Here is a 26,451-nt window from a genome sequence, read left to right on the forward strand (position 1 = left end):
GTTCGTTACGGATAAGAATCGATTCTGGGTCTTGAAACGAAAATGGCCCCGTCTTGCGACGGGACCATGGCTTTCTTTGCCAAGGCGAGCCTCGATCAGGTGTTCATCGAATCGAAGAAATCGCCGTTGTTCTTGGTCTGCTTCAGCTTGTCGATCAGGAACTCGATCGCATCGGTCGTTCCCATCGGGGCAAGGATACGGCGCAGGACGAAGATCTTCTGCAGGTCCTGGCGCGGCACGAGGAGGTCCTCCTTGCGCGTACCAGACTTGAGGATGTCCATCGCCGGGAAGATGCGCTTGTCGGCGACCTTGCGGTCGAGCACGATTTCCGAGTTGCCGGTGCCCTTGAACTCTTCGAAGATCACTTCGTCCATGCGGCTGCCGGTATCGATGAGCGCGGTCGCGATGATCGTCAGCGAGCCGCCTTCCTCGATGTTGCGGGCGGCGCCGAAGAAGCGCTTCGGGCGCTGCAGCGCGTTGGCGTCGACACCACCGGTCAGGACCTTGCCCGAAGACGGAACGACCGTGTTGTAGGCGCGGCCGAGGCGGGTGATGGAATCGAGCAGGATGACCACGTCGCGGCCATGCTCGACGAGGCGCTTGGCCTTCTCGATGACCATTTCAGCGACCTGGACGTGGCGCGTCGCCGGCTCGTCGAAGGTCGAGGAAACCACTTCGCCCTTCACCGACCGCTGCATGTCCGTCACTTCTTCCGGACGCTCGTCGATCAGCAGGACGATGAGATAACATTCCGGATGGTTCGCGGTGATCGAATGGGCGATGTTCTGCAGGAGAACCGTCTTACCCGTGCGCGGCGGCGCGACGATCAGGGCGCGCTGGCCCTTGCCGAGCGGCGCCACCAGGTCGATGACGCGGGGCGAAAGGTCCTTCGAGGTCGGGATTTCGAGTTCCATCTTGAAGCGCTCGTTGGGATAGAGCGGCGTCAGGTTGTCGAAATGGACCTTGTGGCGGATCTTTTCCGGATCGTCGAAATTGATCGTGTTGACCTTGAGGAGGGCGAAATAGCGCTCGCCTTCCTTGGGGCCGCGGATCGGGCCTTCGACGGTATCGCCGGTCTTCAGCGAGAAGCGGCGGATCTGCGAGGGCGAGATGTAGATATCGTCCGGGCCGGGCAGGTAGTTGGCGTTCGCCGAGCGCAGGAAGCCGAAGCCGTCCTGCAGCACTTCCACGACGCCTTCGCCGATGATCTCGACGTCCTGAGAGGCCAGCATCTTGAGGATGGCAAACATGAGCTCCTGCTTGCGCATCGTGCTCGCGTTCTCGACCTCGAGTGATTCGGCAAAGGCGAGGAGGTCGGTCGGAGTCTTGTTCTTGAGGTCTTGTAGCTTCATTTCGGCCATGAATGGTCCATGCTGCAGGTCATCGGGATGGGAAAAGGCGTGCGGGTCAGGGACGAACTGCGCGGGGTCTGGTGCAGCTCACTGAACGAATACACATGCCACGAAAGATGAGATGCGCGGAAAATAGCGGTTCCGGTGCCAGCCCGCAAGGGGGCGATTCAATTTCGTCCGATTTGTCGCGGCCGATCAGAACGGCTTGACTACGACCATGATGACGATGAGGACCATCAGGAGGGCCGGCGCCTCGTTCCAGATGCGCCATTGCCGCCCGGTTTTCACGTTGCGATCTTCCGCGAAAGCCTTCACCGCGCGGCCGTAATACTCGTGCACGCCGGTGAGAAGGACGACGAAGGCGAGCTTGGCATGCAGCCAGCCACCCTGGAAACCGTAGACCGACCAGGCGAGGTAGAGGCCGAGCAGCCAGGTAAGGCCCATGGCCGGCTGCATGATCGTCCGGTAGAGCCGTCCTTCCATCACCTTGAAGGTCTCCGACTGGGCGGAACCCACGGGCGCATCGGTGTGATAGACGAAGAGCCGCGGCAGATAGAGCAGCCCGGCCATCCAGGACATCACGGCGACGATATGCAGCGCCTTGATCCAGAGATAGAGATCCTCCGGCGGGTGGAGGACGAGGAGGAGCGCCACCAGCGCGAAGACGGCGAGTGCCACCGCGGCCCGCAAACGGGCGCGGCGTCCGGCGCTCTCGCTGGTCTGCCGCTCGCTCATCGCGCTTGCCCGCGCACGCGTGCCACGAGCCGTGTGACGTTTTCGGGATCGGCCTGCGGCGTGATGCCGTGGCCGAGATTGAAGATCAGCGGGCCGTTGCCGAGCGCCTGCAGGATGGCGTCGACCCCTTCGTCGAGCGCAGCGCCGCCGGCGACCACGCGCATCGGATCGAGATTGCCCTGCACCGGCCCGTCCTTCTGCAGTTCGGCCGCGAAGGACAGCGGCACCGACCAGTCGAGGCCGATCGCATCCGCCCGCGTCTCCTGCCGGTAGGTCTTGAGCTGGAGGCCAGCCCCCTTGGCAAAGGCGATGATCTTCGCCTGGGGCCTGCGCGAGCGCACCGCATCGACGATGCGCCGCATCGGACGAACGGCGTAATCGGCAAATTCCCGCTCGCCGAGCACGCCCGCCCAGGAATCGAAGATCTGCACCGCATCCGCGCCCGCATCGATCTGCGCCACGAGATAATCGGCCGAAAGATCGGCCAGGAGGTCAAGGAGACGGGCGAAGGCCTTCGGCTCCCGGTAGGCGAAAAGCCGGGCCGGTGCCTGATCGGGCGTTCCATGGCCGGCAATCATGTAGGTCGCAACCGTCCAGGGCGCGCCACAGAAGCCGAGCAGGGCCGTTTCCTCGGGGAGGGCCTGCCGGATGCGGCCAACCGCTTCCAGGACGGGCCTGAGGTGATCCTGAACGCCATCCTCCTTGAGAGCGAAGATGGCATCGGCGTCGATCGGGTCCATGCGCGGCCCATGGCCTTCCTCGAAGCGGACATTGCGCTTCAGGGCATCGGGGATGACGAGGATGTCGGAAAACAGGATCGCCGCGTCGAAGGCATAGCGGCGGATCGGCTGGAGCGTGACTTCCGTTGCCAGCTCCGGCGAATAACAGAGATCGAGGAAACTTCCTGCCTCCGCGCGCGTTGCCCGATATTCCGGCAGGTAACGGCCTGCCTGACGCATCAGCCAGAGGGGAGGGGGGGAAACCGTCTTCCCGTTGAGGACTTCGACGATCTTCCGGCTTTTCGCAGACACCGCTGGGGTTCTCCCAATCATGAAATAATCTCTTTTGAAAAGGTTTCTATTTCTTAGAGTCGGTGACTATCAAGGATTAAATCCTGTCCACAAAATCCCCGTCCCGACGCTGAACGGTTGGAAAACACAAAGTTCGCGAAAGCTTTTACAGCGCAAATCCGGCAAATCCGGATTCGCGCTTTTGAATCAAAGAGATTCGAGAGGCGCCTGAAAGTCCCTTCCTGTGGGCAGCTTGTGGACAAGCGCGACACTATGACGTGGCCATGAGTCTTGTCCACAGCATCGGGGAATCCGTTTCCCGCTGTTTGCCGATTGTGGAAAAACCGGCACTTATCCTCTTGCCTCCGTGCCCCTCCCGTTTTTAGCTCACGCTTGTCCCGGGTCATCAACAGGGGCCGGAGGATATTGTGGAAAGCACCAAAAACTACTTTCATCTGCACCTCATTTCGGACTCGACGGGCGAAACTCTTATCGCTGCCGGGCGGGCTGCCGCGGCACAGTTCCAGTCCTCCCAGGCGCTGGAGCACGTCTATCCGCTGGTGCGCAATCGCAAGCAGCTGATGCCGGTGCTCGATGCTATCGATGGGGCGCCGGGCATCGTGCTCTATACGGTCGTCGACCGCGAACTGTCGGAGATCATCGACCAGCGCTGCCGGGAGATGGGGGTGCCCTGCGTTTCCGTGCTGGAGCCGGTGATCGAGATCTTCCAGTCCTATCTCGGCGCGCCGTCGCGCCGTCGGGTCGGGGCGCAGCATGTGATGAACGCGGAATATTTCGCGCGCATCGAAGCGCTGAATTTCACCATGGACCATGACGACGGCCAGTTGCCGGCCGATCTCGACGAGGCGGATGTCATCCTTATCGGCATCAGCCGCACCTCGAAGACGCCGACCAGCATCTATCTCGCCAATCGCGGCATCAAGACCGCGAATGTGCCTATCGTGCTCGGCGTGCCGCTGCCGGAACGGCTGTCGGCGGCGACGAAACCGCTGATCGTCGGCCTCATCGCCACGACCGACCGCATCGCCCAGGTCCGGCAGAACCGGATATTGGGCCAGACGCAGGAGTTTCGCGGTGATGACTATATCGACAGGGCGCAGATTTCCGAGGAGCTGAAATATGCCCGCGCCATCTGCGCGCGTAACAACTGGCCGGTGATCGACGTCACCCGCCGCTCGATCGAGGAAACGGCCGCCGCCATCGTTGCTCTTCGCCCCAAGCTTCGTTAACCCGGAAGGCAACAGGAGATTTTCATGACGCCGCTGCTGATCCTTGCCTCGCAAAGCCCCTTCCGCCGCATGCTGATGGAAAATGCCGGCCTTGCCTTCGAAGCGCGCGCGGCGGAGATCGACGAGCGCGCGGCCGAAGCGGCGCTCGCCGCGCGCAATCCCACCCCGCCGGACGTTGCCGAGGCGTTGGCGATCGAGAAGGCGAAGGACGTGGCAGGCCGCAATCCAGGCGCACTCGTCATCGGTTCGGACCAGACCCTCTCGCTCGAGGGCCGGGTCTTCCACAAGCCCGCCGACATGGCGGAAGCGAAATCCCACCTCATGGCGATGTCGGGCCGCACCCATGCCCTGAACTGCGGCATCGCGCTGGTGCGCGACGGCGAAACCCTCTGGACCCACGTCTCCATCGCGCGGCTGACGATGCGGCCGCTTTCGGAAGGGTTCATCGATCGGCATCTTGCCCGCGTCGGCACGCGGGTGCTCGCCAGCGTCGGCGCCTACCAGCTGGAGGGGGAGGGCGTGCAGCTCTTCGAGCGGATCGACGGCGACTATTTCACCATTCTCGGCCTGCCGCTTCTTCCGCTGCTGGCTAAACTTCGCGATCTCGGTGCCATCGATGCATGATTCACGTGAAACATCCGCCCGCCATGCCTTCGTCACCGGCTATCCGGTCAAGCATTCGCGTTCGCCGCTGATCCATGGCCACTGGCTGGAAAAGCTGGGGCTTGCGGGATCCTATACGCGGCAGGAGGTTTCCCCTGAAGATTTCGCCGGCTTCATTTCCCGCCTGAAGAGCGGTGAATCCGGCTTCATCGGCGGCAATGTCACCATCCCCCACAAGGAAACGGCGTACAGGCTGGCCGACCGGCCGGGTGCGCTCAGCGAGGAGCTCGGCGCGTCGAACACCCTCTGGCTGGAAGAGGGCCGGCTTTGCGCTACCAATACCGACGGCTACGGCTTCCTCGCCAATCTCGATGCGGCGGCGCCCGGCTGGAACCGGACGGACCGGGCCGTGATCCTCGGGGCAGGGGGGGCGAGCCGCGCGATCATCCAGGCGGTGCGCGATCGCGGCGTCGGCGAGATCCATGTGGTGAACCGCACCGTCGCCCGCGCGCAGGAACTGGCCGACCGCTTCGGACCGAAGGTGCATGCCCATGGCATGGAAGCCTTTGCCGAAGTCACGAAAGGGGCCGGCCTCTTCGTCAACACCACCTCGCTCGGCATGGACGGCGAGGCGGCGCCGGACTTCGATTTCTCGCCGCTCGCTAGCAATGCGGTGGTGACGGATATCGTCTATGTGCCGCTGGAAACGCCGATCCTCCGCCAGGCGTCCGCGCAGGGCTTTGCCACGGTCGATGGCCTCGGCATGCTGCTGCACCAAGCGGTGCCCGGATTCGAAAAATGGTTCGGCGTCCGGCCCACGGTCGATGCCGCGCTACGTAACCTCATCCTCGCGGACATGGAGACACATTGATGATCGTTCTCGGCCTCACCGGATCGATCGGAACCGGCAAGTCGACGACGGCCGCGATGTTCCGCGATCTCGGCGTGCCGGTGCACGATGCCGATGCGACGGTGCACGATCTCTACCGCGCCGAGGCGGTGGCGCCGGTGGCCGCGCTCTTCCCGGAAGCGCTGGAGGCCGGCGTCATCGACCGCAAGGCGCTTTCCGCCGTTCTCGCACGATCCCCGGAACGGTTCGGCGAACTGGAGGCGGTCATCCATCCACTTGTCCGGGCACGGGAAACGGCCTTTCTCGATGCCGAGCGCCGGAATGGCGCGCCGCTCGTGCTGCTCGATATCCCGCTTCTCTATGAAACGGGCGGTGAAAAGCGGGTGGACAAGGTCGTCGTCGTCACCTGCGATCCGCAGACGCAGCGGGAGCGCGTCCTTGCGCGGCCGGGCATGACGGAGGAGAAATTCCAGCTCATCCTCTCGCGCCAGATACCGGATGCGGAAAAGCGGCGGCGGGCCGATTTCATCATCGATACGGGCCGGGGGCTTGATGCGGCGCGCGAACAGGTGGAAGAGATAATCGCAAGACTGACGGAGCGGCGGGACTGATGCGCGAGATCATCTTCGATACGGAAACGACCGGCCTCGACAACAAGCTCGACCGTGTCATCGAAATCGGCGGCGTGGAGCTGGAGAACCATTTCCCGACCGGCCGCACGCTGCACATCTTCATCAATCCCGGCGACCGCAAGGTCCATCCGGACGCGCTTGCCGTCCACGGCATCACCGACGAGTTCCTGCAGGACAAGCGTCCCTTTGCCGAGGTCGCGCAGGAGATCGTTGAATTCTTCGGCGATGCCCGCTGGGTGGCGCACAATGCCAATTTCGACATGGGCTTCATCAATGCCGAGTTCGACCGGATCGGCCTGCCGCCCGTCGCCTCCGACCGGGTGACGGACACGCTGGCGCTCGCTCGCCGCAAGCATCCGATGGGCCCGAATTCGCTCGATGCGCTGTGCCGGCGCTACGGCATCGACAATTCGCACCGCACCAAGCACGGCGCGCTTCTCGACTCCGAGCTGCTGGCCGAAGTTTATATCGAGATGATCGGTGGCCGGCAGGCGGCGCTCGGTCTCGGCTCGGCGGAAATGGGCCGCCAGACGCTGGTCGATGCGGAAGAGGAGGTCGTCCTTCCGCTCGGCGTGCGCCCGCGTCCCCTTCCGCCGCGCATTTCGGAAGAAGAGCGCGCGGCCCATGCGGCCATGGTGGAGAAAATGGGCGCCAAGGCGATCTGGGCGAAATACGGCGCCTGAATCCGGCTCACGATCTCCAGAAACAAAAACGCCCGGCCGCATCGCAGCCGGGCGTTTCGTTCAGAGGAAATGGCGGCCTTAGTTGGCCTGGACCTTCGCCTTGACCTGTTCTTCGGCCATGCGCTGGGCGAACATCTGCGCGAAATCGATCGGATCGATCATCAGCGGCGGGAAGCCGCCATTGCGGGTGGCGTCGGCGATGATCTGGCGGGCGAAGGGGAAGAGCAGGCGCGGGCACTCGATGAAGAGAACCGGCAGCATGTGCTCCTGCGGGAAGCCCGTGATGCGGAAGACGCCGCCATAGGCGAGCTCGGCATTGAACAGCACCTTGTCGCCGTCCTTGGCTTCCGCGTTCAGCGAAAGGATGACGTCGAAGTCCGATTCGGCGAGCGGGTTGGCATTGACGTTGACGCTGATATTGATCGCCGGCGCCTTGTCACGGGCCTGCAGCGAACGCGGAGCACCCGGGTTCTCGAAGGAGAAGTCCTTCACATACTGCGCCAGAATGTTGAGCGAGGGGCTCGCGGCGTTGTTGTCGGTGACTGCGTCGGTCATGGGAGTATCCTCGGGACTCTGGAAAGTCAGGCCATCTAGCATTTCGGCAAAAGGCTTACAACCCTGGGCTCAGCGCGGTTCGTCGCGATGGAAGTCGCCTTCGTCGAGGTCGATCGTGCGGCGCGGCCCCGTCTCGGGGCGTGGGCTTGGGCCCGTTCCGCCGATATCGACCACAACGACATTGCGGATCAGCCGGTTCCAGAGAAAATTGCGCACCGGCGGCAGGAAGAGCGCAAGGCCGAGAATGTCGGTGAGGAAGCCCGGAATGAAGAGCAGGATCCCGGCGATCATGATCATCGCCGCATCGAGCATCTCCTTGCCGGGCGCGCGGCCTTCCTGGCCGGATTGCCGGAGCCGGGCGATGACGCCGAAGCCCTGCACCCGCATCAGCACGATGCCGGCGACGGCCGAGAGCACGACCAGCGACAGGGTCGGGAAGAGACCGATCCGCCGCCCGACGAGGATGAAACAGGCGATTTCCGCCAGCGGCAGCAGAAGAAGGACAAGGGGAATGAGACGTCGCGACATGGTGTCCAATCTCGCACAGATTTTCCCGGGCCGATACCGTGGCCTGCATATCCGCGCGTCTTCGCCGCATTCACGTCATAGCCATTTGAATGATCCGTCTTTGCGGACTATATGGAAAAGGAATAAAAAATAGGAACCGGCAGCGGATCGATAATGGGCTCATTCGACTTTGTAACGATTTTCTTCCTCGTGGCTGCGGTGGTCATCTTCCTGCAATTGCGCAGCGTGCTTGGCCGCCGCACCGGCAGCGAGCGTCCGCCCTTCGATCCCTATTCGAAGCGCGAGACCGTGGGCGAGACTGATTCGCCCGACCGCGGCAAGGTCGTCACGCTGCCGCGCCGCGATGCCGACGAGGAGGAAAATCCCTTTGCCGCCGTCGACAGCTTCGCCGCGCCGGGAACGCCGCTCAACGATCAGCTGCGCGCTCTCGTCAAGACGGATCCCGCCTTCAACCCGAAGGAATTCGTCGCCGGCGCCCGCATGGCCTACGAGATGATCGTCGTCGCCTTTGCCGACGGCGACCGCAAGACGCTGAAGAACCTCCTGTCACGCGAGGTCTTCGAGGGCTTCGACGCCGCCATCTCCGAGCGCGAGGCCAAGGGCGAGGCCGTGCGCTCCAGCTTCGTCGGCATCGAGAAGGCCGACATCGTCTCCGCCGAGGTCAAGGACAGCGAGGCCAACATCACGCTACGCATCGTCAGCCAGCTGATTTCCGCCACCTATGACAAGGCCGGCGCGCTGGTCGAGGGCGACGCGGAAACGGTGGCCGAGGTCAACGACCTGTGGACCTTCGCCCGCGACATCCGCTCGCGCGACCCGAACTGGAAGCTGATCGCAACCGAGTCGGAAGGCTGAGCGAGGCTCCAATGGATTACCGTCTGGTCCCGGCCCGGTTTTCGGCGCTTCCCGGCTGGGACGAGGACGATCCGACCCCCTTGCTTGCGGCCATGGGCCGCTGCCGTGATCATATCCGCACTGTAAAGCCCTACAAGACAGGCTCGCTTGGCATCACTGCCGGCGAGCTTCTGGCGCTTCTGGATGCCGCCGCTGATGAAAAGCCCGAGGGCGCCGCCGCCGTGCGGGCCTTCTTCGAAGCCCATTGCGTACCCTTCCGCATCGAGAAGGCGGATGGCACTGCCGGCTTCGTCACGGCCTTCTACGAGCCCGAGGTCGCCGTGAAGGCCGAGCCGGATGCCGACTATCGCTATCCCTTCTACCGCCGGCCCGATGATCTGGTCGACATCGACGACGCCAACTGCCCCGCCGGCTTCCCGGCGGGCTACGCCTTCGGCCTGCAGAAGGACGGCGTCGTCGTCGAGCATCCGGACCGCGGCGAAATCGAGCGCGGCTGTCTGAAGGGCCGCGGGCTGGAAATCGCCTATGCGCGCTCGAAGGTGGATGTGTTCTTCGCCCATGTTCAGGGCGCCGCGCGGCTCGTCTATCCCGACGGAGCGATGAAGCGCATCACCTATGCGGCGAAGTCCGGCCACCCGTTCTCGGCTATCGGCAAGCTCCTGATCGACTGCGGTGAGATCGATGCAGCAACCGTCTCCATGGCCTCGATCCGCGACTGGCTGGCGCGGCACGAGGACCAGGTGGACGCGGTGCTCTGGCACAATCGTTCCTTCATCTTCTTCAAGGAAGCGGCGGTGGACGATGCCGCGCTCGGCCCCATCGCCGCCGCCAAGGTGCCGCTGGTCGCTGGCCGCTCGCTCGCGGTCGACCGGCTGATCCACACCTTCGGCCTGCCCTTCTTCATTACGAGCGACAGCCTCGCCCATATGGACGGCGGAAAACCTTTCCGCAGGCTGATGCTGGCGCTCGACACCGGAACCGCGATCGTCGGCCCGGCGCGCGGCGATATCTTCACCGGCTCGGGCGACGCGGCGGGCGCACTCGCCGGCCATGTGCGCAATGCCGCGACCTTCCACATCCTCATCCCCAGAGCGGCGGCGGAGCGCTACCTCCATGCCGAAGGATAAGGCGCTTTCCGGCGAGGACCGCATTCTCTGGGGCAAGGTGGCGCGCAGCACGCGCGCCCTGCCGGGAAAGCTCGATGCCCTGACGGAATTCGAAGAGGCCTTCGCCGAGAAGGTGGTGGAGCAGGAACCGGAACCCGCCCCGAAGGCGGCAAAGGCCGAAAAGCCGGCGGAAGGCATCGCGCTCACCATCGGCCGCGGCAGGGAAACCCGCCATCACCCGCTGGAGCGCCCCGTCAAGCGCAAGATCGCCAAGGGCCGCCTCGCTCTCGAGGCGCGCATCGACCTGCACGGCATGATCCAGAGCGAGGCGCACGGCTTCCTGCTCGGCTTCCTCATCAAGGCGCATGAGCGAGGGCTGCGCCATGTCCTCGTCATCACCGGCAAGGGCACATCGCTCGGCAGCGACGGCGCGCTGAAGCGGGCGGTGCCGCTGTGGTTCTCGCTGCCGGAGTTCCGTCCGCTGATCTCCTCCTACGAGCCCGCCGCCCGCAACCATGGCGGCGAGGGCGCGCTCTATGTCCGCCTCGCCCGCCTGCCGGGGGAAAAGCGATGACGACGCCCTTCGGCAAGGCCGTGCGGCACCTGCGTGACCGCAAGGGCGTCTCGCAGAAGGAGATGGCGCTGGCGCTCGGCGTCAGCCCCGCCTATCTCTCGGCGCTGGAGCACGGCAAGCGCGGCATGCCGAGCTTCGATTTCCTCCAGCGCGTCGCCGGCTACTTCAACGTCATCTGGGACGAAGCCGAGGAACTCTTCCGCATCGCCGAGATTTCAGACCCCCGCGTGGTAGTCGACACGGCCGGTCTTCCGCCGGAATATACGGCCTTCGCCAACCGGCTCGCGGCCGAAATCGCCGGCCTGCCGCCCGAGACGGTGCGCCGTCTTGCCGGCATTCTCGAAAAAGCATGCAATTCACGGGTAAAACCGGGTTGATCCCCTGATTTCTGCCGTGTTTGGCCGCTCTCTGGTTTGGAACTTGGGGTCAAAATCCCTATATTCCATGACTTGGAAAGCGGTGATTCGCCGCGCTCCCGCCGACCCGCGAAACCTTTGGCGCGAAACCTCTGGAAAGACGCTTGAATGACTGACACACCCGAGACCGAAAACGGCCCGGCCGAGTATGGCGCAGATTCGATCAAGGTCCTCAAGGGACTCGATGCCGTGCGCAAGCGCCCGGGCATGTATATCGGCGACACCGACGACGGCTCGGGCCTGCATCACATGGTCTACGAGGTGGTCGACAACGCCATCGACGAGGCGCTGGCCGGCCATGCCGACATCGTGACGGTGACGCTCAACGCGGACGGCTCGGTGACGGTGACGGACAACGGCCGCGGCATCCCGACCGACATCCACAAGGAAGAGGGCGTCTCGGCGGCCGAGGTCATCATGACCCAGCTCCATGCCGGCGGCAAATTCGACCAGAACTCCTACAAGGTTTCCGGCGGCCTGCATGGCGTGGGCGTCTCCGTGGTGAACGCGCTTTCCGTCTCGCTGAAGCTGAAGATCCGTCGCTCCGGCAAGATTCACGAGATGAGCTTCACCCATGGCGTTGCCGACGGCCCGCTGAAGGTAACGGGCGAGGCCGGCGACGAGACGGGCACGGAAGTCACCTTCCTGCCGTCGCCCCAGACCTTCTCGAACATCGAGTTCAACTATTCGACGCTGGAACACCGCCTGCGCGAGCTCGCCTTCCTCAATTCCGGCGTGCGCATTCTCCTCACCGACCGCCGCCATTCGGATGTCAAACAGGACGAGCTGATGTACGAGGGCGGTCTCGAAGCCTTCGTCATCTATCTCGACCGCGCCAAGAAACCGCTGGTCGACAAGCCGATCGCCATCAGGGGCGAGAAGGACGGCATCACCGTCGAAGTCGCCATGTGGTGGAACGACAGCTACCACGAGAACGTGCTCTGCTTCACCAACAACATCCCGCAGCGCGACGGCGGCACGCATATGGCCGGCTTCCGCGGCGCGCTGACCCGCCAGGTCGTCTCCTATGCCGAAGGCTCCGGCATCATGAAGAAGGAAAAGGTGACGCTGACGGGCGATGACTGCCGCGAAGGCCTCACCGCTGTTCTCTCCGTGAAGGTGCCGGATCCGAAATTCTCCTCGCAGACCAAGGACAAGCTGGTTTCCTCGGAAGTCCGCCCGGTCGTCGAAAGCCTCGTCAACGAGGCGCTGAGCATCTGGATGGAAGAGCATCCGACCGATGCGAAGACCCTGATCGGCAAGGTGGTCGAGGCCGCCGCCGCCCGCGAAGCCGCCCGCAAGGCGCGCGAGCTGACGCGGCGCAAGGGTGCGCTCGACATCTCGTCGCTGCCCGGCAAGCTCGCCGACTGCTCCGAGCGCGATCCGGCGAAGTCCGAACTCTTCCTCGTCGAGGGCGATTCGGCCGGCGGCTCCGCCAAGCAGGGCCGTTCGCGTGAGAACCAGGCCATCCTCCCGCTGCGCGGCAAGATCCTCAATGTCGAGCGCGCGCGCTTCGACAAGATGCTGTCGAGCCAGGAAATCGGCACGCTGATCACCGCGCTCGGCACCTCCATCGGCAAGGACGAGTTCAACGCCGACAAGCTGCGCTACCACAAGATCATCATCATGACGGACGCCGACGTCGACGGCGCCCATATCCGCACCCTGCTGCTCACCTTCTTCTTCCGCCAGATGCCGGAGCTGATCGAGCGCGGCCATCTCTATATCGCCCAGCCGCCGCTCTATAAGGTGGCGCGCGGCAAGTCCGGCCAGTACCTGAAGAACGAAAAGGCGCTGGAGGATTACCTGATCGGCTCCGGTCTCGACGACGCGGCGCTGGAGCTTTCCTCCGGCGAAGTGCGCGCCGGCCAGGATATCCTGGAACTCATCCAGGACGCGCTGCGCCTGCGCGCGCTGCTCGACGGCCTGCATTCGCGCTACAACCGTGCCATCGTCGAACAGGCGGCGATCGCCGGTGCACTGAACCTCGAGCTCAGCCATGACCGCGATGCCTATGCCGCGAAGGCTCAGGATGTCGCCCGCCGTCTCGACCTCATCGCCGAGGAGACGGAACGCGGCTGGGAAGGCTCCGTCGCCTCCGACGGGGGCCTGCGCTTCGAGCGCATGGTGCGCGGTGTCAAGGAATTCGCCCATCTCGACATGGCGCTGATCGGCTCGTCCGACGCGCGTCATATCGACCAGCTCTCGGCCCGCCTGAAGGAGACCTACATGGTGCCGCCGGTGCTGCGCCGAAAGGACGGGCAGGTCGAGATTTCCGGCCCGCGCGCCCTGCTCGACGCGATCTTCGCCGCCGGCCGCAAGGGCCTTTCCATGCAGCGCTACAAGGGCCTCGGCGAGATGAACGCCGAGCAGCTCTGGGAAACGACGCTCGATCCGAACGTCCGCTCGCTGTTGCAGGTGAAGGTCAACGATGCGACCGATGCCGACGGCCTCTTCGCCCGCTTGATGGGCGACGAGGTGGAGCCGCGGCGCGACTTCATCCAGGAAAACGCCCTCAGCGTCGCCAATCTCGACATCTGATCAGGAAAGCCGCCGAAAGGCGGCTTTCTTCTTGCCTGCGCCGGTCTGAACCGATGCTCGCCTCCGCCTTCACTTCGCACCACCCTCTCCGCCGTTCATGGCCGGGCCTGACCCGGCCATCCACGTCCCGGGGGCAGTTTGATCCTCGGGGCAAGCCCGAGGATGGCGTGGTAGGCCCTGCCGCAGAAAAGGCGCGAACGCGTCCCGTCACTCAGGCCGTGAACCGCCCTTCCGAGACGAATTCCGCCACCGGCTTGCGCATGCTCGGCACTTCGCGCTTCATCAGGTCGTCCGGCAGCGTCTCCTTCGGCGCGATCCTGCCGATGGCGACCGCTGCCTCCACGCGGAAGCCCTCGGGGATGCCAAGAACCTCCATCGCCTTCGCGCGGTCGATGCCGCCCATGCCGTGGGCATGGTAGCCGGCATGGGTCGCCTGCAGGGCGAGATAGGCCCAGGCCGCGCCGGTGTCGAAGGCGTGGGTATAGGCCGGGCGCATCTCGCCGTCGGCGCTCTTGCGGTGGGTCTGCGAGACGATGACCACAAGCACCGAGGCCTTGTCCGCCCAGCGCCGGTTGCCTTCGTCCAGCGTGCTGTAGATCGCGTCGAAGGCCGCGCTGCCGCGGTGGCCGTAGATGAAGCGCCAGGGCTGGCCGTTGGCTGCCGACGGCGCCCAGCGCGCCGCCTCGAACAGCGAAAGCAGCGTCTCGTGCGGCATGGCCTCGCCGGTGAAGGCGCGGGGCGACCAGCGGTCGAGGAAGACGGGGTCGATGGCATGGTCCGCGGTGCGGCCGGTGGGGTGGGTCATTGCAAAGCCTCGAATGTTCAAATCAGCGGCTTGAACCTAAAGCAGTCCGGCCCGTTGCGCAGCGTTTTTGCGACGGCAAGCACATGAAATAAGCCGGCGGATTGGAAACGTGCCGATGGCCGGCCGGAGGTGAAAATCCCGTCCCGTCGCATTGTCGAAACCGGGTGGGACGCAATATAACCGTTGCGACACGTCAGACGGCATCGCGAAATGGGAGATATCCGATGAGCCTCAAAGACCCGAGCCTGCTTCGCCAGGCAGCCCTTGTCGGCACGCGCTGGATCGAAGCGGATGCGAGCGGCATCGCGGTGAAGAATCCGGCGACGGGCGAACTCGTCGGCCATGTGCCGAAGCTCGGCGCCAAGGAGACGAAGGAAGCGATCGACGCGGCGGCAGAGGCCCAGAAGGCCTGGGCCGCCCGCACCGCCAAGGAACGCTCGGCCGTGCTGCGCAAGTGGTTCGACCTGATGATCGAGAACAAGGACGATCTCGGCCGCATCCTGACGATGGAACAGGGCAAGCCGCTGGCGGAGGCCACTGGCGAGATCGTCTATGGCGCCAGCTTCGTCGAATGGTTCGCCGAGGAGGCCCGCCGCGTCTATGGCGACATCATGCCCGGCCACCAGAAGGACAAGCGCATCCTCGTGATGAAGCAGCCGATCGGCGTCGTCGCGGCGATCACGCCCTGGAACTTCCCCAACGCCATGATCACCCGCAAGGCCGGCCCCGCCTTTGCCGCCGGCTGCGCCATGGTGCTGAAGCCCGCCTCGCAGACGCCCTTCTCGGCGATCGCCCTTGCGATCCTTGCCGAGCGCGCGGGCCTTCCCGCCGGCCTCTTCTCCGTCATCACCGGCTCGGCGCGCGAGATCGGCGCCGAGATGACCGCCAACCCGACCATCCGCAAGCTCACCTTCACCGGCTCGACGGAAATCGGCGCCGAACTCTACAAGCAGTGCGCGCCGACCATCAAGAAGCTCGGCCTCGAGCTCGGCGGCAACGCGCCCTTCATCGTCTTCGACGACGCCGATCTCGATGCGGCGGTCGAGGGCGCGCTGATCGCCAAGTTCCGCAACAACGGCCAGACCTGCGTATGCGCCAACCGGCTCTATGTGCAGGACGCCGTCTATGACGCCTTCTCCGAAAAGCTCGCCGCCGCCGTCGGCAGGCTGAAGACCGGCAACGGCTTCGACGAGGGCGTGGTGCTCGGTCCGCTGATCGACAATGCCGCGCTGGAAAAGGTCGAGGAACATGTCGCCGACGCCGTGAAGAAAGGCGGCCGCGTGGTTCAGGGCGGCAAGCGCCATGCACTCGGCGGCACCTTCTACGAGGCGACCGTCCTTGCCGACGTGACGCCGGACATGGCGGTTGCGCGCGAAGAGACCTTCGGCCCCGTCGCCCCGCTCTTCCGCTTCACGGACGAGGACGATGTCATCGCGCAGGCGAACGACACGGAATTCGGCCTCGCCTCCTATTTCTACGCCAAGGACCTGTCGCGCGTCTTCCGCGTCGCCGAGGCGCTGGAATACGGCATGGTCGGCGTCAATACCGGCCTCATCTCGACGGCGGAGGCGCCGTTCGGCGGCGTCAAGCTCTCCGGCCTCGGCCGCGAGGGCTCGAAATACGGCATCGAGGAGTTCACCGAGATGAAATATGTCTGCCTCGGCGGCATCGGCTGAGAATAGCCCCCATCCTGTTTTCCGGCCGGCATCGTCCGGCCGGTTTGGTTTTTGAAGAGGAATATATCGTGGCAGCACCGAAAAACGCCTTCAAGGCCGCGCTTCGCGAAGGCCGGTTCCAGCTTGGCCTGTGGGCGGCGCTCGGCAGTCCCTATGCGGCGGAGATCCTTTCCACCAGCGGCTACGACTGGCTACTGATCGACGGCGAGCACGGCCCGAACGACATGCCGATGATCAGCGCGCAGATCGGCGCGCTGCGCCATTCGCCGACCCATGCCATGGTGCGCCCGCCGATGGGCGAGGCTTGGCTGCTCAAGCAGCTCCTCGACCAGGGCGCCCAGACCTTCCTCATCCCCATGGTCGAATCGGCCGAGCAGGCCAAGGCGCTGGTGCGCGCCCTGCGCTATCCGCCGCACGGCATCCGCGGCGTCGGCGCCGGCCTCGGCCGCGCCAGCGATTTCAACCGCACGCCCGATTATCTGGCGACGGCCAATGACGAGATCTGCCTGATCGTGCAGGTCGAGAGCCGGGCGGGCTTTGCGGCCATCGACGACATCGCCGCGGTCGAGGGGGTCGACGGCGTCTTCATCGGTCCTTCCGACCTTGCCGCGGATATGGGCCTCCTCGGCGATCCCGGCGCGCCGGAAGTGCTGGCGACGATCGGCAAGATCTTCGAGCGCACCAAGGCCCATGGCAAGGCGCGCGGCATCATGACGGTCTCGCTCCAGCAGGCGGAGGTCTACCGGGATCTCGGCGCGGACTTCATGGCGATCGGCACCGACGTCAATTGCCTCGTCTCGGCCGTCGAGACCCTGCGCCGCACCTTCCTCGGCGAGACCGTGACGGAAAAGCGCGGCGGCGGTTACTGAAACCGGGCTCCGGAGGCGGCGATTGACGGCAATCCGTCCACTGCCGATAAAGACGAAACAAGCCGGCGGGAGGACGCCGGCCGGGAGGCATCATGCAGACGCGGACCATCGGCAGGACGGATCTTGCCGTGACCGAATTCGGCTTCGGCACGGCGCCCCTCGGCGGGCTCTACCGGGCCTGCCCGCGCGACGTCGCGATGGCGACGCTGGAGACCGCCTGGCAGGAGGGCCTGCGCTACTACGACACCGCCCCCTGGTACGGCTTCGGCCTTGCGGAGCGCTATGTCGGCGATTTCCTGCGCGACAAGCCGAAGGGAAGCTATGTGCTGTCGACGAAGGTCGGCCGCGTCATGCAGCCGGCCGAGGGCGATACGGTGCCGAATTATGGCTTCGTCGATCCGCTGCCCTTCGGGGCACGCTACGACTACAGCTATGACGGCATCATGCGCTGCCTCGAGCTGAGCTATACCCGGCTCGGCCTCAACCGGATCGATATCCTCTATGTGCACGATATCGGCGTCTATACGCATGGCGCGGAGCGCAATGCGGTCTATCTGCGCCAGCTCCTCGATTCCGGCCTCAAGGCGCTCTCCGAGCTGAAATCCTCCGGCACCATCAAGGCTTTCGGCCTCGGCGTGAACGAGGTGCCCGTCTGTCTCGATATCCTGCGCGAGGCCGATCTCGACTGCATTCTGCTTGCCGGCCGCTACACGCTGCTCGACCGCTCCGCCGTGGAGGAGCTGCTGCCGCTCTGCGGGAGGAAGGGGACCTCGCTGGTGGTCGGCGGCGTCTTCAATTCCGGCATCCTGGCGACGGGTCCGGTCGAGGGCGCGCATTTCGACTATATGCCGGCAACGCCGGAGGTCGCGGAAAAGGTCGGCGCGATGATGGGGATCGCCGCGGAACGCGGCGTGCCGCTCGCGGCGGCCGCCCTGCAGTTTCCGCTGCGCCACCCCGCTGTAGCCTCGGTCCTGCTCGGCACCGCGAAGCCGGAAAGCCTGCGCCGCAACATGGCGCTGGCGCGCATGGACCTGCCGAAGGATATTTACCCGGCTTTCGAGCCTCATACGCTGGTGGCGCCCGAGCTGGGGCTCGAGCCCGTCCGCGAATAGCATTCGATCGAGGAGGATCGAAATCCATGTTGAAAGGCATTCACCCGCTGCTCGGTCCCGATCTCCTGCATGCCATCCGCACGATGGGGCATGGAGACGACATCGTCATCGCGGACGCCAATTTCCCCTCCAGCTTCCTCGGCCCGAAGGTCATCCGGGCCGACGGCGTCGATGCGGTGGCGATCACCGAGGCCATTCTGGCGCATATGCCGCTCGACACCTTCGTTCCCGAGGCCGCCTGGCGCATGGAGGTGGTGGGCGATCCGGGCGCGGTGCCGGAGGTCTGCGCGACCTTCCAGAGCCTCGTGAACCGCCTCGCCGGCGATTTCACGGTGCACGCCGTCGAGCGCTTCGCCTTCTACGAGATGGCGAAGAATGCGGCCTATATCGTCGCCACCACGGAATTCCGCCTTTACGGCAATATCATCCTGAAGAAGGGCGTCGTGCATCCGCATGAGGTCTTCCGGGTCTAGCAGAAACCCTTCGATCATATTGACAGCCGCAATGCGCCCGGAGCCGATTTCGAGCATCCGCGACGGCCGCGTCCCTCTTGACCTTGCCTGCGGGCGACGGAAAAATCCAGCCACATCAAGGCCATCGTGCGCGTTGCGGCATAGGAAGGAATGGAATCCATGAGCAATCTTCAGGGCAGGACCGTGCTGGTGACGGCGGCGGGGCAGGGCATCGGGCGCGCGTCGGCGCTGGCTTTCCAGCGGGCGGGCGCGACGGTGGTCGCCACGGACGTCAACCCGGAGACGCTCTCCAGCCTTGCGGATGAGAGCGGCATGGCAACGCGTCTTCTCAACGTTCTCGACGATGCCGCCGTTTCCGCCGTCGTCGCCGATATCGGCCGCATCGACGTGCTCTTCAACTGCGCCGGCGTGGTGCATGGCGGCACGATCCTGGAGATGAAGGAGGACGATCTCGCCTTTGCCTGGAACCTCAACGTGCTCGCCATGGTGCGCACCATCCGCGCCGTGCTGCCGGGCATGCTGGAGCGCGGCGACGGCGCCATCGTCAACATGGCCTCGGTCGCTTCCAGCGTGAAGGGCGTGCCGAACCGCTTCGCCTACGGCGTCACCAAGGCCGCCGTCATCGGCCTTACCAAGGCGGTCGCCGCCGATTATGTCGGCAAGGGCATCCGCTGCAACGCCATCTGCCCCGGCACGGTGGAAAGCCCCTCCCTGCAGGATCGGATGCGCGCCGGGGGAGACTATGACGCTGCCCGCGCCGCCTTCATTGCCCGCCAGCCGATGGGGCGGATCGGCACGCCCGAGGAGATCGCCGATCTTGCGGTGCACCTTGCCGGCGCGACCTACACGACCGGCCAGGCCTATGTCGTCGACGGCGGCTGGACCGGCTGAATCCCGTTCATTCTGGCGAAAGGTTCGTGGGCGTAGGATGCTCCCCGTGGAATGTTGCCACGCAGCGAAAACCTGTTAGTGTTTTCGCAATTGCGGAAACCGGGTGAGACGGCGCGAGGCATGAGCTCCCGCCGGGAAATGGGATAACGCGCAGATGTACTACCAGCTCTACGAACTCAATCATGCGATGATGGCGCCCTGGCGCGCCGCGGCGGACCAGATGCGCATTGCCTTCCGCAATCCGCTCAACCCGCTCTCCCATACCTATTTCGGCCGCACCATGGCCGCCGGCTTCGAGGTGCTCGAGCGTACCACCCGGCGCTACGGCAAGCCGGCTTTCGGCCTCGATACTACGGTCATCGAGGGCAAGCCCGTCTCCGTGCATGAAAAGGTCGTCTGGCAGCGCCCCTTCTGCAACCTCATCCATTTCGAGCGCTGTCTGCCCGCCGGCCATCGCAAGGATCCGAAGATCCTGATTGTCGCGCCGATGTCGGGCCACTATGCGACGCTGCTGCGCGGCACCGTCGAGGCGATGCTGCCCCATGCGGAAGTGCACATCACCGACTGGATCGACGCGCGCATGGTGCCGCTCTCCGAAGGCACCTTCGATCTCGATGACTATATCGATTACGTCATCCAGATGCTGCATGCGCTGGGGCCGGATACCCACGTCATCGCCGTCTGCCAGCCGGCCGTGCCGGTTCTGGCGGCCGTGGCCGTGATGGAGGCCGAGGACGATCCGCTTTCGCCCGCCACCATGACGCTGATGGGCGGGCCGATCGACACGCGCATCAACCCGACCGCCGTGAACAAGCTCGCCGAGGAAAAGCCGATCGAGTGGTTCCGCGACAATGTCGTCATGCCGGTTCCGTGGCCGCAGCCGGGCTTCATGCGCATGGTTTATCCGGGCTTCCTGCAGCTTTCCGGCTTCATGTCGATGAACCTCGACCGCCATGTCATCGCGCACAAGGAATTTTTCGCCCATCTCGTGAAGAACGACGGCGATGCCGCCGAAAAGCACCGCGACTTCTACGACGAATATCTCGCCGTCATGGACCTCACCGCCGAATTCTACCTGCAGACGGTGGAAACGGTCTTCATGAAGCACGCCCTGCCGAAGGGCGAGATGATGCACCGGACGCGGCCCGTCGACACGACGGCGATCCGCAAGGTGGCGCTGCTCACCGTCGAGGGCGAGAACGACGATATTTCCGGCGTCGGCCAGACCGAGGCGGCGCAGACCATCTGCACCAGCATCCCCGACCATATGCGCATGCATTATGTTCAGCCGGATGTCGGCCATTACGGCGTCTTCAACGGCTCGCGCTTCCGCAGGGAGATCGCGCCGCGCATCCTCTCCTTCATTGCCGCGCATGGCCGGGGCGAGAAGGCAAAGCCGGTGCCGCGTGTCATCAAGGGCGGGAAATCCGGCGACGCCGCCTGATTTTCCGGGCTCGTTTCAGGCACTTGCCCGAATCTCCCGGGCATTGCCTTGAACGCCCGGGCCGGTCTGCCCACATCGGAATCACCGGAAGCCGGAGTGGTTTCCGCCGATCGTGAGGAAGATTGCACATGAACCAGTCAGCACTGATTCGTCCGGACTGGACGCCTGCGACCATCGCCCTGATGGTGCTCGGCTTCGTGGTGTTCTGGCCGCTCGGCCTTGCCATGCTTGCCTACATCATCTTCGGCGACCGCCTGAAAAACTTCAAGAAAGACGCCAACGACACCGTGGACGGCATGTTCGCCTCCTGCCGCGGCAAGTTCCGTGGCGGCCGCAACCGTGGCCACGCCTTCCGCAGCGCCACCGGCAATGCCGCCTTCGACGACTGGCGTGACGCCGAGCTCGCCCGCCTCGACGAGGAGCGCCGCAAGCTCGACGAGATGCGCGAGGAGTTCGACGCCTACAGCCGCGAACTGCGCCGCGCCAAGGACCAGGAGGAGTTCGACCGCTTCATGCGCGAACGCCGCGCCAGGGGCCAGGGCGACGTCCCGGGCTTCCCGGCTACGTAAGACGCTTGGGCCAGTCCGTTGCCCCACCCTCTGTCATCGTCGGGCTTGACCCGAGGATCCACGCAAGGGCAGTGAATCGAGCAAAACATCACCGGCGCCGCGTGCGCCGGTTTTTCGTCGAGGCGTTTCAGCCGCCACCGAATCGGCTATGAAAGGCAGCATGTTTCCCTTGGCTCGCAAGCCCCGCAAGGCCCTGAAGGCCCCGCCTCCGCCGGAACGGCGCGAGATCGACGTCAATGGCCGGGCCCTGCCGCTCACCATCAAACGCGACCTGCGCGCCACGCGCCTGACGCTGCGCATCGAGCCCGGCGGGCGCGCCTTGCGCATGACGGTGCCGAACGGCATTGCCGAGCGCGACATCCGCGAGTTCCTCGCCCGCCATCAGGGCTGGCTGATGACGAAGCTGGCTAAATTCCGCTCCAGCAACGAGCTCGAAGACGGTGGCTATGTCATGATCCGCGGCATCGCCCACCGCATCGAGGCGACAGGCAGGCTGCGCGGGCTGACGGAGGCCGTCATCGTCGATGACGAGGCCGTGCTGCGCGTCGGCGGCATGGAGGAAAGCATTCCCCGCCGGATCAGCGATTTCCTGAAAAAGGAAGCGCGGCTGGAACTGGACAGGCTCGTCGCCGTCCATGCCGGGCGTATCGGCAAGCGCGTGAAGTCCTTGACCCTGCGTGATACCCGCAGCCGCTGGGGCTCCTGCTCGGCGGACGGCGCGCTCAGCTTCTCCTGGCGCATCGCCATGGCTCCGCCCCATGTCATCGATTATCTCGCCGCCCATGAGGTGGCGCATCTTTCCGAGATGAACCACAGTCCCGCCTTCTGGTCGCTCTGCGCGCAGCTCTGCCCCGCGACGGAGGAGGCCAAGCGCTGGCTCAAGCGCAACGGCAGCCTGCTGCATGCCGTGGATTTCGGCTAGCTTCAGCGGCGATCCGCCAGCGCCTCGCGGATTTTCCTGTCCGTATTGTACTGCCCCAGCGCATAGACCGCCCAGATCGCGGCCGGCAGCCAGCCGATCAACGTCACCTGCAGGATGAGGCAGATGATGCCGGCAATCGGCCGCCCGATGGTGAAGAACACCAGGAAGGGCAGGAGGATGGCGATGATGAGCCGCATGGTCGTCTCCGGTGTTTGTCTTTCCTCCATATGGGCGCGCTGGCCGCCCATGCAAGGGCGCCGGTCCCGGCCCTTTTGCCGCCGTCTTTCGGCTCGACTCTTCCGGTGATTCGTGCGACTCCCTCGACCATGACACTCGACATCAAAATCTGCGGGCTGAAGACCGAAGAGGCCGTCGACAGGGCGGTCGCGCTCGGCGCCAGCCATATCGGCTTCATCTTCTTCCCCAAGAGCCCGCGCAACATCGAGCCCGCCGATGCCGGCCGGCTGGCGGAGCGGGCGCGCGGCCGCGCGAAGATCGTCGCCGTCACCGTCAATGCCGACAGCGACACGCTGGACGAGATCGTCGACCAGCTTTCGCCTGATATTCTCCAGCTCCACGGTAATGAAAGCCCGGAGCGGGTGCTGACCGTCAAGGCGGTCTATGGCCTGCCGGTGATGAAGGCCTTTTCCGTGCGCGAGGCGGACGATCTCAAGAAGATCGACCCCTATATCGGCATCGCCGACCGCTTCCTCTTCGATGCCAAGCCGCCGGCGGGCTCCGAGCTTCCGGGCGGCAACGGCGTCTCCTTCGACTGGAACCTCATGCATCTGCTTGACGGCGGCGTCGATTACATGCTTTCGGGTGGGCTGAACAAGGATAACCTCGCCGAGGCCATCCGGATGACCGGCGCGCCCGGCATCGACGCAAGTTCCGGCGTCGAGAGCGCGCCCGGCATCAAGGACCTCGGCCTGATGGAAGCGTTTTTTGAAGCGGCACGACAGGCGGAACGCGAAACCGCCGCCGCAGGGAGAGGCAAGTGAACCAGTCACCCAACCTGAATTCCTACCGCGAGGGTCCGGACGAGGACGGCCGTTTCGGCATCTTCGGCGGGCGCTTCGTCGCCGAGACCCTGATGCCGCTGATCCTCGACCTTCAGGAAGAGTGGAACAAGGCCAAGACCGACCCGGCCTTCCAGGCGGAGCTGAAGGACCTCGGCGCCCATTATATCGGCCGCCCGAGCCCTCTCTATTATGCCGAGCGCCTGACGCAGCATCTCGGCGGCGCGAAGATCTACTTCAAGCGCGAGGAGCTGAACCACACCGGCTCGCACAAGATCAACAATTGCATCGGCCAGATCCTGCTCGCCAAGCGCATGGGCAAGACGCGCATCATCGCGGAGACCGGCGCCGGCCAGCATGGCGTCGCCTCCGCCACCGTCGCCGCGCGCTTCGGCTTCCCCTGCGTCGTCTATATGGGCGCGACGGATGTCGAGCGTCAGGCTCCGAACGTCTTCCGCATGAAGCTGCTCGGCGCGGAAGTGCGTCCTGTCACGGCCGGCCACGGCACGCTGAAGGACGCCATGAACGAGGCGCTGCGCGACTGGGTCACCAATGTCGATGATACCTATTACCTGATCGGCACCGCCGCCGGCCCGCATCCCTATCCGGAACTGGTGCGCGACTTCCAGGCCGTCATCGGCGTGGAAGCGCGCGAGCAGATGCTCGCCGCCGAAGGCCGCCTGCCGGACATGGTCGTCGCCGCCGTCGGCGGTGGCTCCAATGCGATCGGCCTCTTCCATCCCTTCCTCGACGACAAGAACGTCCAGATCGTCGGCGTCGAAGCCGGCGGGAAGGGCCTCGACGGTGAGGAGCATTGCGCCTCGCTGACGGCCGGTTCCCCGGGCGTCCTACATGGCAACCGCACCTATCTGCTGCAGGATGCCGACGGCCAGATCAAGGAAGGCCATTCCATTTCCGCCGGCCTCGACTATCCTGGCATCGGCCCGGAGCATGCCTGGCTGCACGAGATCGGCCGCGCCGAATACGTTCCGATCATGGACGACGAGGCGCTGGAAGCCTTCCAGCTTCTGACGAAGCTCGAAGGGATCATCCCGGCGCTGGAGCCGAGCCACGCCGTTGCCGAGGTGATCAAGCGCGCGCCGAAGATGGGCAAGGACCAGATCATCCTGATGAACCTCTCCGGCCGCGGCGACAAGGATATCTTCACCGTCGGCAAGATCCTCGGCATGGAGCTCTAAGATGACCGCACGCATGGACAAACGCTTCGCGGATCTCGCGGCCGAAGGTCGCCCGGCCCTCGTCACCTATTTCATGGGCGGCGATCCCGACTATGCGAGCTCGCTGGAGATCATGAAGGCGCTGCCGAAGGCCGGCTCCGACGTCATCGAACTCGGCATGCCCTTCTCCGATCCGATGGCCGACGGCCCGGCGATCCAGCTCGCCGGCCAGCGCGCGCTGAAGGGCGGCCAGACGCTCGCCAAGACGCTGCAGATGGCCCGCGACTTCCGCAAGGAGGACGACGCGACGCCGATCGTGCTGATGGGCTACTACAACCCGATCTATATCTACGGTGTCGAGCGCTTCCTGAGCGACGCGCTGGAAGCCGGCATCGACGGCCTCATCGTCGTCGATCTGCCGCCGGAAATGGATGACGAGCTCTGCATCCCGGCGCTCGCCAAGGGCATCAACTTCATCCGCCTCGCGACCCCGACCACGGACGAGAAGCGCCTGCCGGCCGTCCTGAAGAACACGTCGGGCTTCGTCTACTATGTGTCGATGAACGGCATCACCGGCTCGGCCCTGCCCGATCCCTCGCTCATCGGCGGCGCGGTCGGCCGCATCAAGGCACATACGAAGCTGCCGGTCTGCGTCGGCTTCGGCGTCAAGACGGCCGAGCACGCCCGCGCCATCGGCGCGTCGGCGGATGGCGTCGTCGTCGGCACCGCCATCGTCAACCAGATCGCCTCCAGCCTCACGGCGGAAGGCACGGCAAGCGCCGCCACCGTCGCCGGTGTCGAGACGCTGGTCATGAGCCTCGCATCGGGCGTGCGTGCATCGCGCCTTGCGGCGGCGGAGTAAAGTTCCCACATGGGAACCATTGTAACGGGAGCTAGACCGTGAACTGGATCACGAATTACGTTCGGCCGAAGATCAACTCGATGCTTGGCCGCCCTGACCGGGATGTACCGGAAAATCTCTGGATCAAGTGCCCGGAAACCGGCGAGATGGTGTTCCACCGCGATCTCGAGGAGAACAAGTGGGTCATCCCGGCTTCGGGTTACCACATGAAGATGCCGGCCAAGGCCCGCCTGAAGGACCTCTTCGACGAGGGCGTCTACGAGTCCCTGCAGCAGCCGAAGGTCGCGCAGGACCCGCTGAAGTTCCGCGATTCGAAGAAATACACGGACCGCCTGAAAGACAGCCGCGCCAAGACCGAGCTGGAAGACACGATCCTTGCCGGCGTCGGCAAGGTGCGCGGCGTCAAGCTCGTGGCCGTCGTGCACGAATTCGCCTTCATGGGCGGCTCGCTCGGCATTGCCGCCGGCGAGGCGATCATCAAGGCCTTCGAGCGCGCCATCGCGGAAAAGTGCCCGCTCGTCATGTTCCCCGCCTCCGGCGGCGCGCGCATGCAGGAAGGCATCCTCTCGCTGATGCAGCTTCCCCGCACCACGGTCGCCGTGGAGATGCTGAAGGAAGCGGGCCTGCCCTATATCGTCGTGCTCACCAACCCGACGACGGGCGGTGTGACGGCCTCCTACGCCATGCTGGGCGATATCCATCTCGCCGAACCTGGCGCGGAAATCTGCTTCGCCGGCAAGCGCGTCATCGAGCAGACCATCCGCGAGAAGCTGCCGGAAGGCTTCCAGACCTCGGAATACCTGCTCGACCACGGCATGGTCGACATGGTCGTCAAGCGTCATGACATTCCCGATACGCTCGCCCGCCTTCTGAAAATCCTGATGAAGAAGCCGGCCGCATCCTCGGCCGCGAACGGCGCCCTCGCCATCGCGGCCCAGTGA

The 26,451-nt window shown here is 64.9% G+C and carries 28 protein-coding genes and 2 pseudogenes; 23 read left to right on the plus strand and 7 right to left on the minus strand.

Going from position 1 to position 26,451, the window contains the following annotated elements; all coding sequences use genetic code 11:
- Positions 1 to 95 precede the first annotated feature (95 nt).
- The 3 genes from rho to hemE all read right to left on the minus strand — a co-directional run bounded on the left by rho (position 96) and on the right by hemE (position 3,118).
- The gene (gene rho / locus ACZ48C_RS15760; protein ID WP_119257944.1) at positions 96 to 1,361 is read right to left on the minus strand and encodes a transcription termination factor Rho; all 1,266 of its coding nucleotides are present in this window, start codon (positions 1,359 to 1,361) and stop codon (positions 96 to 98) included.
- Between the two features lie 186 nt (positions 1,362 to 1,547).
- Positions 1,548 to 2,087, minus strand: coding sequence for a protoporphyrinogen oxidase HemJ (gene hemJ, locus ACZ48C_RS15765; protein WP_464781679.1), 540 nt, complete (start codon positions 2,085 to 2,087; stop codon positions 1,548 to 1,550).
- Positions 2,084 to 3,118: a uroporphyrinogen decarboxylase gene (hemE, locus tag ACZ48C_RS15770; protein WP_464781680.1), complete on the minus strand. Its 1,035-nt coding sequence runs from the start codon at positions 3,116 to 3,118 to the stop codon at positions 2,084 to 2,086. Before hemE ends, hemJ begins: the two co-directional genes overlap by 4 nt.
- A 407-nt stretch (positions 3,119 to 3,525) precedes the next feature.
- Here hemE and ACZ48C_RS15775 point away from each other — a divergent pair, with 407 nt between their 5' ends.
- From ACZ48C_RS15775 to dnaQ, 5 genes are read left to right on the plus strand one after another with little or no spacing between them, the layout of a single operon-like run.
- Positions 3,526 to 4,347 carry a pyruvate, water dikinase regulatory protein gene (locus ACZ48C_RS15775; RefSeq protein WP_119257947.1) on the plus strand — a complete coding sequence of 274 codons (822 nt, stop codon included), beginning with the start codon at positions 3,526 to 3,528 and terminating at the stop codon, positions 4,345 to 4,347.
- Between the two features lie 24 nt (positions 4,348 to 4,371).
- Positions 4,372 to 4,971, plus strand: coding sequence for a Maf-like protein (locus ACZ48C_RS15780; RefSeq protein WP_464781681.1), 600 nt, complete (start codon positions 4,372 to 4,374; stop codon positions 4,969 to 4,971).
- On the plus strand, positions 4,964 to 5,821 hold the full coding sequence (locus ACZ48C_RS15785; RefSeq protein ID WP_464781682.1) for a shikimate dehydrogenase: 858 nt from the start codon (positions 4,964 to 4,966) through the stop codon (positions 5,819 to 5,821). Before ACZ48C_RS15780 ends, ACZ48C_RS15785 begins: the two co-directional genes overlap by 8 nt.
- Complete coding sequence (gene coaE, locus ACZ48C_RS15790) at positions 5,821 to 6,411, plus strand: dephospho-CoA kinase (protein WP_464781683.1); 591 nt, start codon at positions 5,821 to 5,823, stop codon at positions 6,409 to 6,411. The genes ACZ48C_RS15785 and coaE overlap by 1 nt, the downstream gene beginning before the upstream one ends.
- Complete coding sequence (gene dnaQ, locus ACZ48C_RS15795) at positions 6,411 to 7,115, plus strand: DNA polymerase III subunit epsilon (protein WP_464781684.1); 705 nt, start codon at positions 6,411 to 6,413, stop codon at positions 7,113 to 7,115. Before coaE ends, dnaQ begins: the two co-directional genes overlap by 1 nt.
- Before the next feature lie 78 nt (positions 7,116 to 7,193).
- Here the strand turns inward: dnaQ and secB are convergent, their stop codons facing one another.
- Both secB and ACZ48C_RS15805 read right to left on the minus strand, forming a co-directional pair.
- On the minus strand, positions 7,194 to 7,670 hold the full coding sequence (secB, locus tag ACZ48C_RS15800; protein WP_313195311.1) for a protein-export chaperone SecB: 477 nt from the start codon (positions 7,668 to 7,670) through the stop codon (positions 7,194 to 7,196).
- 69 nt (positions 7,671 to 7,739) lie between these two features.
- Complete coding sequence (locus ACZ48C_RS15805) at positions 7,740 to 8,198, minus strand: FxsA family protein (RefSeq protein WP_464781685.1); 459 nt, start codon at positions 8,196 to 8,198, stop codon at positions 7,740 to 7,742.
- 153 nt (positions 8,199 to 8,351) lie between these two features.
- On the opposite strand from ACZ48C_RS15805, the gene ACZ48C_RS15810 reads away from it, so the two are divergent.
- The 6 genes and pseudogenes from ACZ48C_RS15810 (at position 8,352) to gyrB (ending at position 13,690) form a co-directional block, all read left to right on the plus strand.
- Positions 8,352 to 9,053, plus strand: a complete 702-nt coding sequence (locus ACZ48C_RS15810; protein WP_464781686.1) for a Tim44/TimA family putative adaptor protein — start codon at positions 8,352 to 8,354, stop codon at positions 9,051 to 9,053.
- Positions 9,054 to 9,064: 11 nt separating this feature from the next.
- Positions 9,065 to 10,180 carry a murein transglycosylase A gene (mltA, locus tag ACZ48C_RS15815; protein ID WP_464781687.1) on the plus strand — a complete coding sequence of 372 codons (1,116 nt, stop codon included), beginning with the start codon at positions 9,065 to 9,067 and terminating at the stop codon, positions 10,178 to 10,180.
- A pseudogene (locus tag ACZ48C_RS15820) lies at positions 10,167 to 10,269 on the plus strand (Smr/MutS family protein); the annotation flags it as partial. The gene mltA and the pseudogene ACZ48C_RS15820, both read left to right, overlap by 14 nt.
- A gap of 119 nt (positions 10,270 to 10,388) precedes the next feature.
- Positions 10,389 to 10,733, plus strand: a pseudogene (locus ACZ48C_RS15825) (Smr/MutS family protein); the annotation flags it as partial.
- Positions 10,730 to 11,110 carry a helix-turn-helix domain-containing protein gene (locus tag ACZ48C_RS15830; protein ID WP_119257957.1) on the plus strand — a complete coding sequence of 127 codons (381 nt, stop codon included), beginning with the start codon at positions 10,730 to 10,732 and terminating at the stop codon, positions 11,108 to 11,110. The pseudogene ACZ48C_RS15825 and the gene ACZ48C_RS15830, both read left to right, overlap by 4 nt.
- Positions 11,111 to 11,257: 147 nt before the next feature.
- Positions 11,258 to 13,690 (plus strand): DNA topoisomerase (ATP-hydrolyzing) subunit B, encoded by a 2,433-nt coding sequence (gene gyrB / locus ACZ48C_RS15835; protein WP_119257958.1) that lies wholly within the window; start codon positions 11,258 to 11,260, stop codon positions 13,688 to 13,690.
- Positions 13,691 to 13,901: 211 nt separating this feature from the next.
- On the opposite strand, the gene ACZ48C_RS15840 is transcribed toward gyrB, so the two are convergent.
- A complete protein-coding gene (locus tag ACZ48C_RS15840; RefSeq protein WP_464781688.1) occupies positions 13,902 to 14,495 on the minus strand; it encodes a nitroreductase family protein in 594 nt (197 codons plus the stop codon).
- A gap of 224 nt (positions 14,496 to 14,719) precedes the next feature.
- Between ACZ48C_RS15840 and gabD the strand changes: the two genes are divergently transcribed.
- From gabD to ACZ48C_RS15880, 8 genes are all read left to right on the plus strand, one after another.
- Positions 14,720 to 16,171, plus strand: a complete 1,452-nt coding sequence (gene gabD, locus ACZ48C_RS15845) for an NADP-dependent succinate-semialdehyde dehydrogenase (protein ID WP_318910378.1) — start codon at positions 14,720 to 14,722, stop codon at positions 16,169 to 16,171.
- A 68-nt stretch (positions 16,172 to 16,239) separates the two neighbouring features.
- Positions 16,240 to 17,040, plus strand: coding sequence for an HpcH/HpaI aldolase family protein (locus tag ACZ48C_RS15850; RefSeq protein WP_318910379.1), 801 nt, complete (start codon positions 16,240 to 16,242; stop codon positions 17,038 to 17,040).
- A 92-nt stretch (positions 17,041 to 17,132) separates the two neighbouring features.
- Complete coding sequence (locus tag ACZ48C_RS15855) at positions 17,133 to 18,152, plus strand: aldo/keto reductase (RefSeq protein WP_464781689.1); 1,020 nt, start codon at positions 17,133 to 17,135, stop codon at positions 18,150 to 18,152.
- A gap of 26 nt (positions 18,153 to 18,178) precedes the next feature.
- On the plus strand, positions 18,179 to 18,625 hold the full coding sequence (locus ACZ48C_RS15860; RefSeq protein ID WP_464781690.1) for an RbsD/FucU family protein: 447 nt from the start codon (positions 18,179 to 18,181) through the stop codon (positions 18,623 to 18,625).
- A 159-nt stretch (positions 18,626 to 18,784) separates the two neighbouring features.
- Complete coding sequence (locus ACZ48C_RS15865) at positions 18,785 to 19,516, plus strand: SDR family oxidoreductase (RefSeq protein ID WP_464781691.1); 732 nt, start codon at positions 18,785 to 18,787, stop codon at positions 19,514 to 19,516.
- Between the two features lie 154 nt (positions 19,517 to 19,670).
- A complete protein-coding gene (gene phaZ, locus ACZ48C_RS15870) occupies positions 19,671 to 20,960 on the plus strand; it encodes a polyhydroxyalkanoate depolymerase (protein WP_464781692.1) in 1,290 nt (429 codons plus the stop codon).
- 128 nt (positions 20,961 to 21,088) lie between these two features.
- Positions 21,089 to 21,529: a DUF2852 domain-containing protein gene (locus tag ACZ48C_RS15875; RefSeq protein ID WP_464781693.1), complete on the plus strand. Its 441-nt coding sequence runs from the start codon at positions 21,089 to 21,091 to the stop codon at positions 21,527 to 21,529.
- Positions 21,530 to 21,689: 160 nt separating this feature from the next.
- A complete protein-coding gene (locus ACZ48C_RS15880) occupies positions 21,690 to 22,451 on the plus strand; it encodes a M48 family metallopeptidase (RefSeq protein WP_464781694.1) in 762 nt (253 codons plus the stop codon).
- Between the two features lie 2 nt (positions 22,452 to 22,453).
- Here ACZ48C_RS15880 and ACZ48C_RS15885 read toward each other — a convergent pair whose 3' ends face one another.
- Complete coding sequence (locus tag ACZ48C_RS15885; RefSeq protein WP_119257967.1) at positions 22,454 to 22,648, minus strand: YqaE/Pmp3 family membrane protein; 195 nt, start codon at positions 22,646 to 22,648, stop codon at positions 22,454 to 22,456.
- Between the two features lie 129 nt (positions 22,649 to 22,777).
- Between ACZ48C_RS15885 and ACZ48C_RS15890 the strand changes: the two genes are divergently transcribed.
- From ACZ48C_RS15890 to accD, 4 genes are read left to right on the plus strand one after another with little or no spacing between them, the layout of a single operon-like run.
- Positions 22,778 to 23,452 carry a phosphoribosylanthranilate isomerase gene (locus ACZ48C_RS15890; RefSeq protein ID WP_464781695.1) on the plus strand — a complete coding sequence of 225 codons (675 nt, stop codon included), beginning with the start codon at positions 22,778 to 22,780 and terminating at the stop codon, positions 23,450 to 23,452.
- A complete protein-coding gene (trpB, locus tag ACZ48C_RS15895; RefSeq protein ID WP_119257968.1) occupies positions 23,449 to 24,669 on the plus strand; it encodes a tryptophan synthase subunit beta in 1,221 nt (406 codons plus the stop codon). The genes ACZ48C_RS15890 and trpB overlap by 4 nt, the downstream gene beginning before the upstream one ends.
- Position 24,670: 1 nt before the next feature.
- Positions 24,671 to 25,510: a tryptophan synthase subunit alpha gene (gene trpA / locus ACZ48C_RS15900; protein ID WP_424548647.1), complete on the plus strand. Its 840-nt coding sequence runs from the start codon at positions 24,671 to 24,673 to the stop codon at positions 25,508 to 25,510.
- A gap of 38 nt (positions 25,511 to 25,548) precedes the next feature.
- Positions 25,549 to 26,451 carry an acetyl-CoA carboxylase, carboxyltransferase subunit beta gene (gene accD, locus ACZ48C_RS15905; protein WP_119257970.1) on the plus strand — a complete coding sequence of 301 codons (903 nt, stop codon included), beginning with the start codon at positions 25,549 to 25,551 and terminating at the stop codon, positions 26,449 to 26,451.

Source organism: Shinella sp. 1A1 (genome assembly GCF_055379515.1).

Coding starts and splice junctions, on each gene's coding strand:
- rho (WP_119257944.1), bottom strand. CDS start 1,361: ATGGCCGAAATGAAGCTACAAGACCTCAAGAACAAGACTCCGACCGAC.
- hemJ (WP_464781679.1), bottom strand. CDS start 2,087: ATGAGCGAGCGGCAGACCAGCGAGAGCGCCGGACGCCGCGCCCGTTTG.
- ACZ48C_RS15780 (WP_464781681.1), top strand. CDS start 4,372: ATGACGCCGCTGCTGATCCTTGCCTCGCAAAGCCCCTTCCGCCGCATG.
- ACZ48C_RS15785 (WP_464781682.1), top strand. CDS start 4,964: ATGCATGATTCACGTGAAACATCCGCCCGCCATGCCTTCGTCACCGGC.
- coaE (WP_464781683.1), top strand. CDS start 5,821: ATGATCGTTCTCGGCCTCACCGGATCGATCGGAACCGGCAAGTCGACG.
- dnaQ (WP_464781684.1), top strand. CDS start 6,411: ATGCGCGAGATCATCTTCGATACGGAAACGACCGGCCTCGACAACAAG.
- secB (WP_313195311.1), bottom strand. CDS start 7,670: ATGACCGACGCAGTCACCGACAACAACGCCGCGAGCCCCTCGCTCAAC.
- ACZ48C_RS15805 (WP_464781685.1), bottom strand. CDS start 8,198: ATGTCGCGACGTCTCATTCCCCTTGTCCTTCTTCTGCTGCCGCTGGCG.
- ACZ48C_RS15810 (WP_464781686.1), top strand. CDS start 8,352: ATGGGCTCATTCGACTTTGTAACGATTTTCTTCCTCGTGGCTGCGGTG.
- mltA (WP_464781687.1), top strand. CDS start 9,065: ATGGATTACCGTCTGGTCCCGGCCCGGTTTTCGGCGCTTCCCGGCTGG.
- ACZ48C_RS15830 (WP_119257957.1), top strand. CDS start 10,730: ATGACGACGCCCTTCGGCAAGGCCGTGCGGCACCTGCGTGACCGCAAG.
- gyrB (WP_119257958.1), top strand. CDS start 11,258: ATGACTGACACACCCGAGACCGAAAACGGCCCGGCCGAGTATGGCGCA.
- ACZ48C_RS15840 (WP_464781688.1), bottom strand. CDS start 14,495: ATGACCCACCCCACCGGCCGCACCGCGGACCATGCCATCGACCCCGTC.
- gabD (WP_318910378.1), top strand. CDS start 14,720: ATGAGCCTCAAAGACCCGAGCCTGCTTCGCCAGGCAGCCCTTGTCGGC.
- ACZ48C_RS15855 (WP_464781689.1), top strand. CDS start 17,133: ATGCAGACGCGGACCATCGGCAGGACGGATCTTGCCGTGACCGAATTC.
- ACZ48C_RS15860 (WP_464781690.1), top strand. CDS start 18,179: ATGTTGAAAGGCATTCACCCGCTGCTCGGTCCCGATCTCCTGCATGCC.
- ACZ48C_RS15865 (WP_464781691.1), top strand. CDS start 18,785: ATGAGCAATCTTCAGGGCAGGACCGTGCTGGTGACGGCGGCGGGGCAG.
- phaZ (WP_464781692.1), top strand. CDS start 19,671: ATGTACTACCAGCTCTACGAACTCAATCATGCGATGATGGCGCCCTGG.
- ACZ48C_RS15875 (WP_464781693.1), top strand. CDS start 21,089: ATGAACCAGTCAGCACTGATTCGTCCGGACTGGACGCCTGCGACCATC.
- ACZ48C_RS15880 (WP_464781694.1), top strand. CDS start 21,690: ATGTTTCCCTTGGCTCGCAAGCCCCGCAAGGCCCTGAAGGCCCCGCCT.
- ACZ48C_RS15885 (WP_119257967.1), bottom strand. CDS start 22,648: ATGCGGCTCATCATCGCCATCCTCCTGCCCTTCCTGGTGTTCTTCACC.
- ACZ48C_RS15890 (WP_464781695.1), top strand. CDS start 22,778: ATGACACTCGACATCAAAATCTGCGGGCTGAAGACCGAAGAGGCCGTC.
- trpA (WP_424548647.1), top strand. CDS start 24,671: ATGACCGCACGCATGGACAAACGCTTCGCGGATCTCGCGGCCGAAGGT.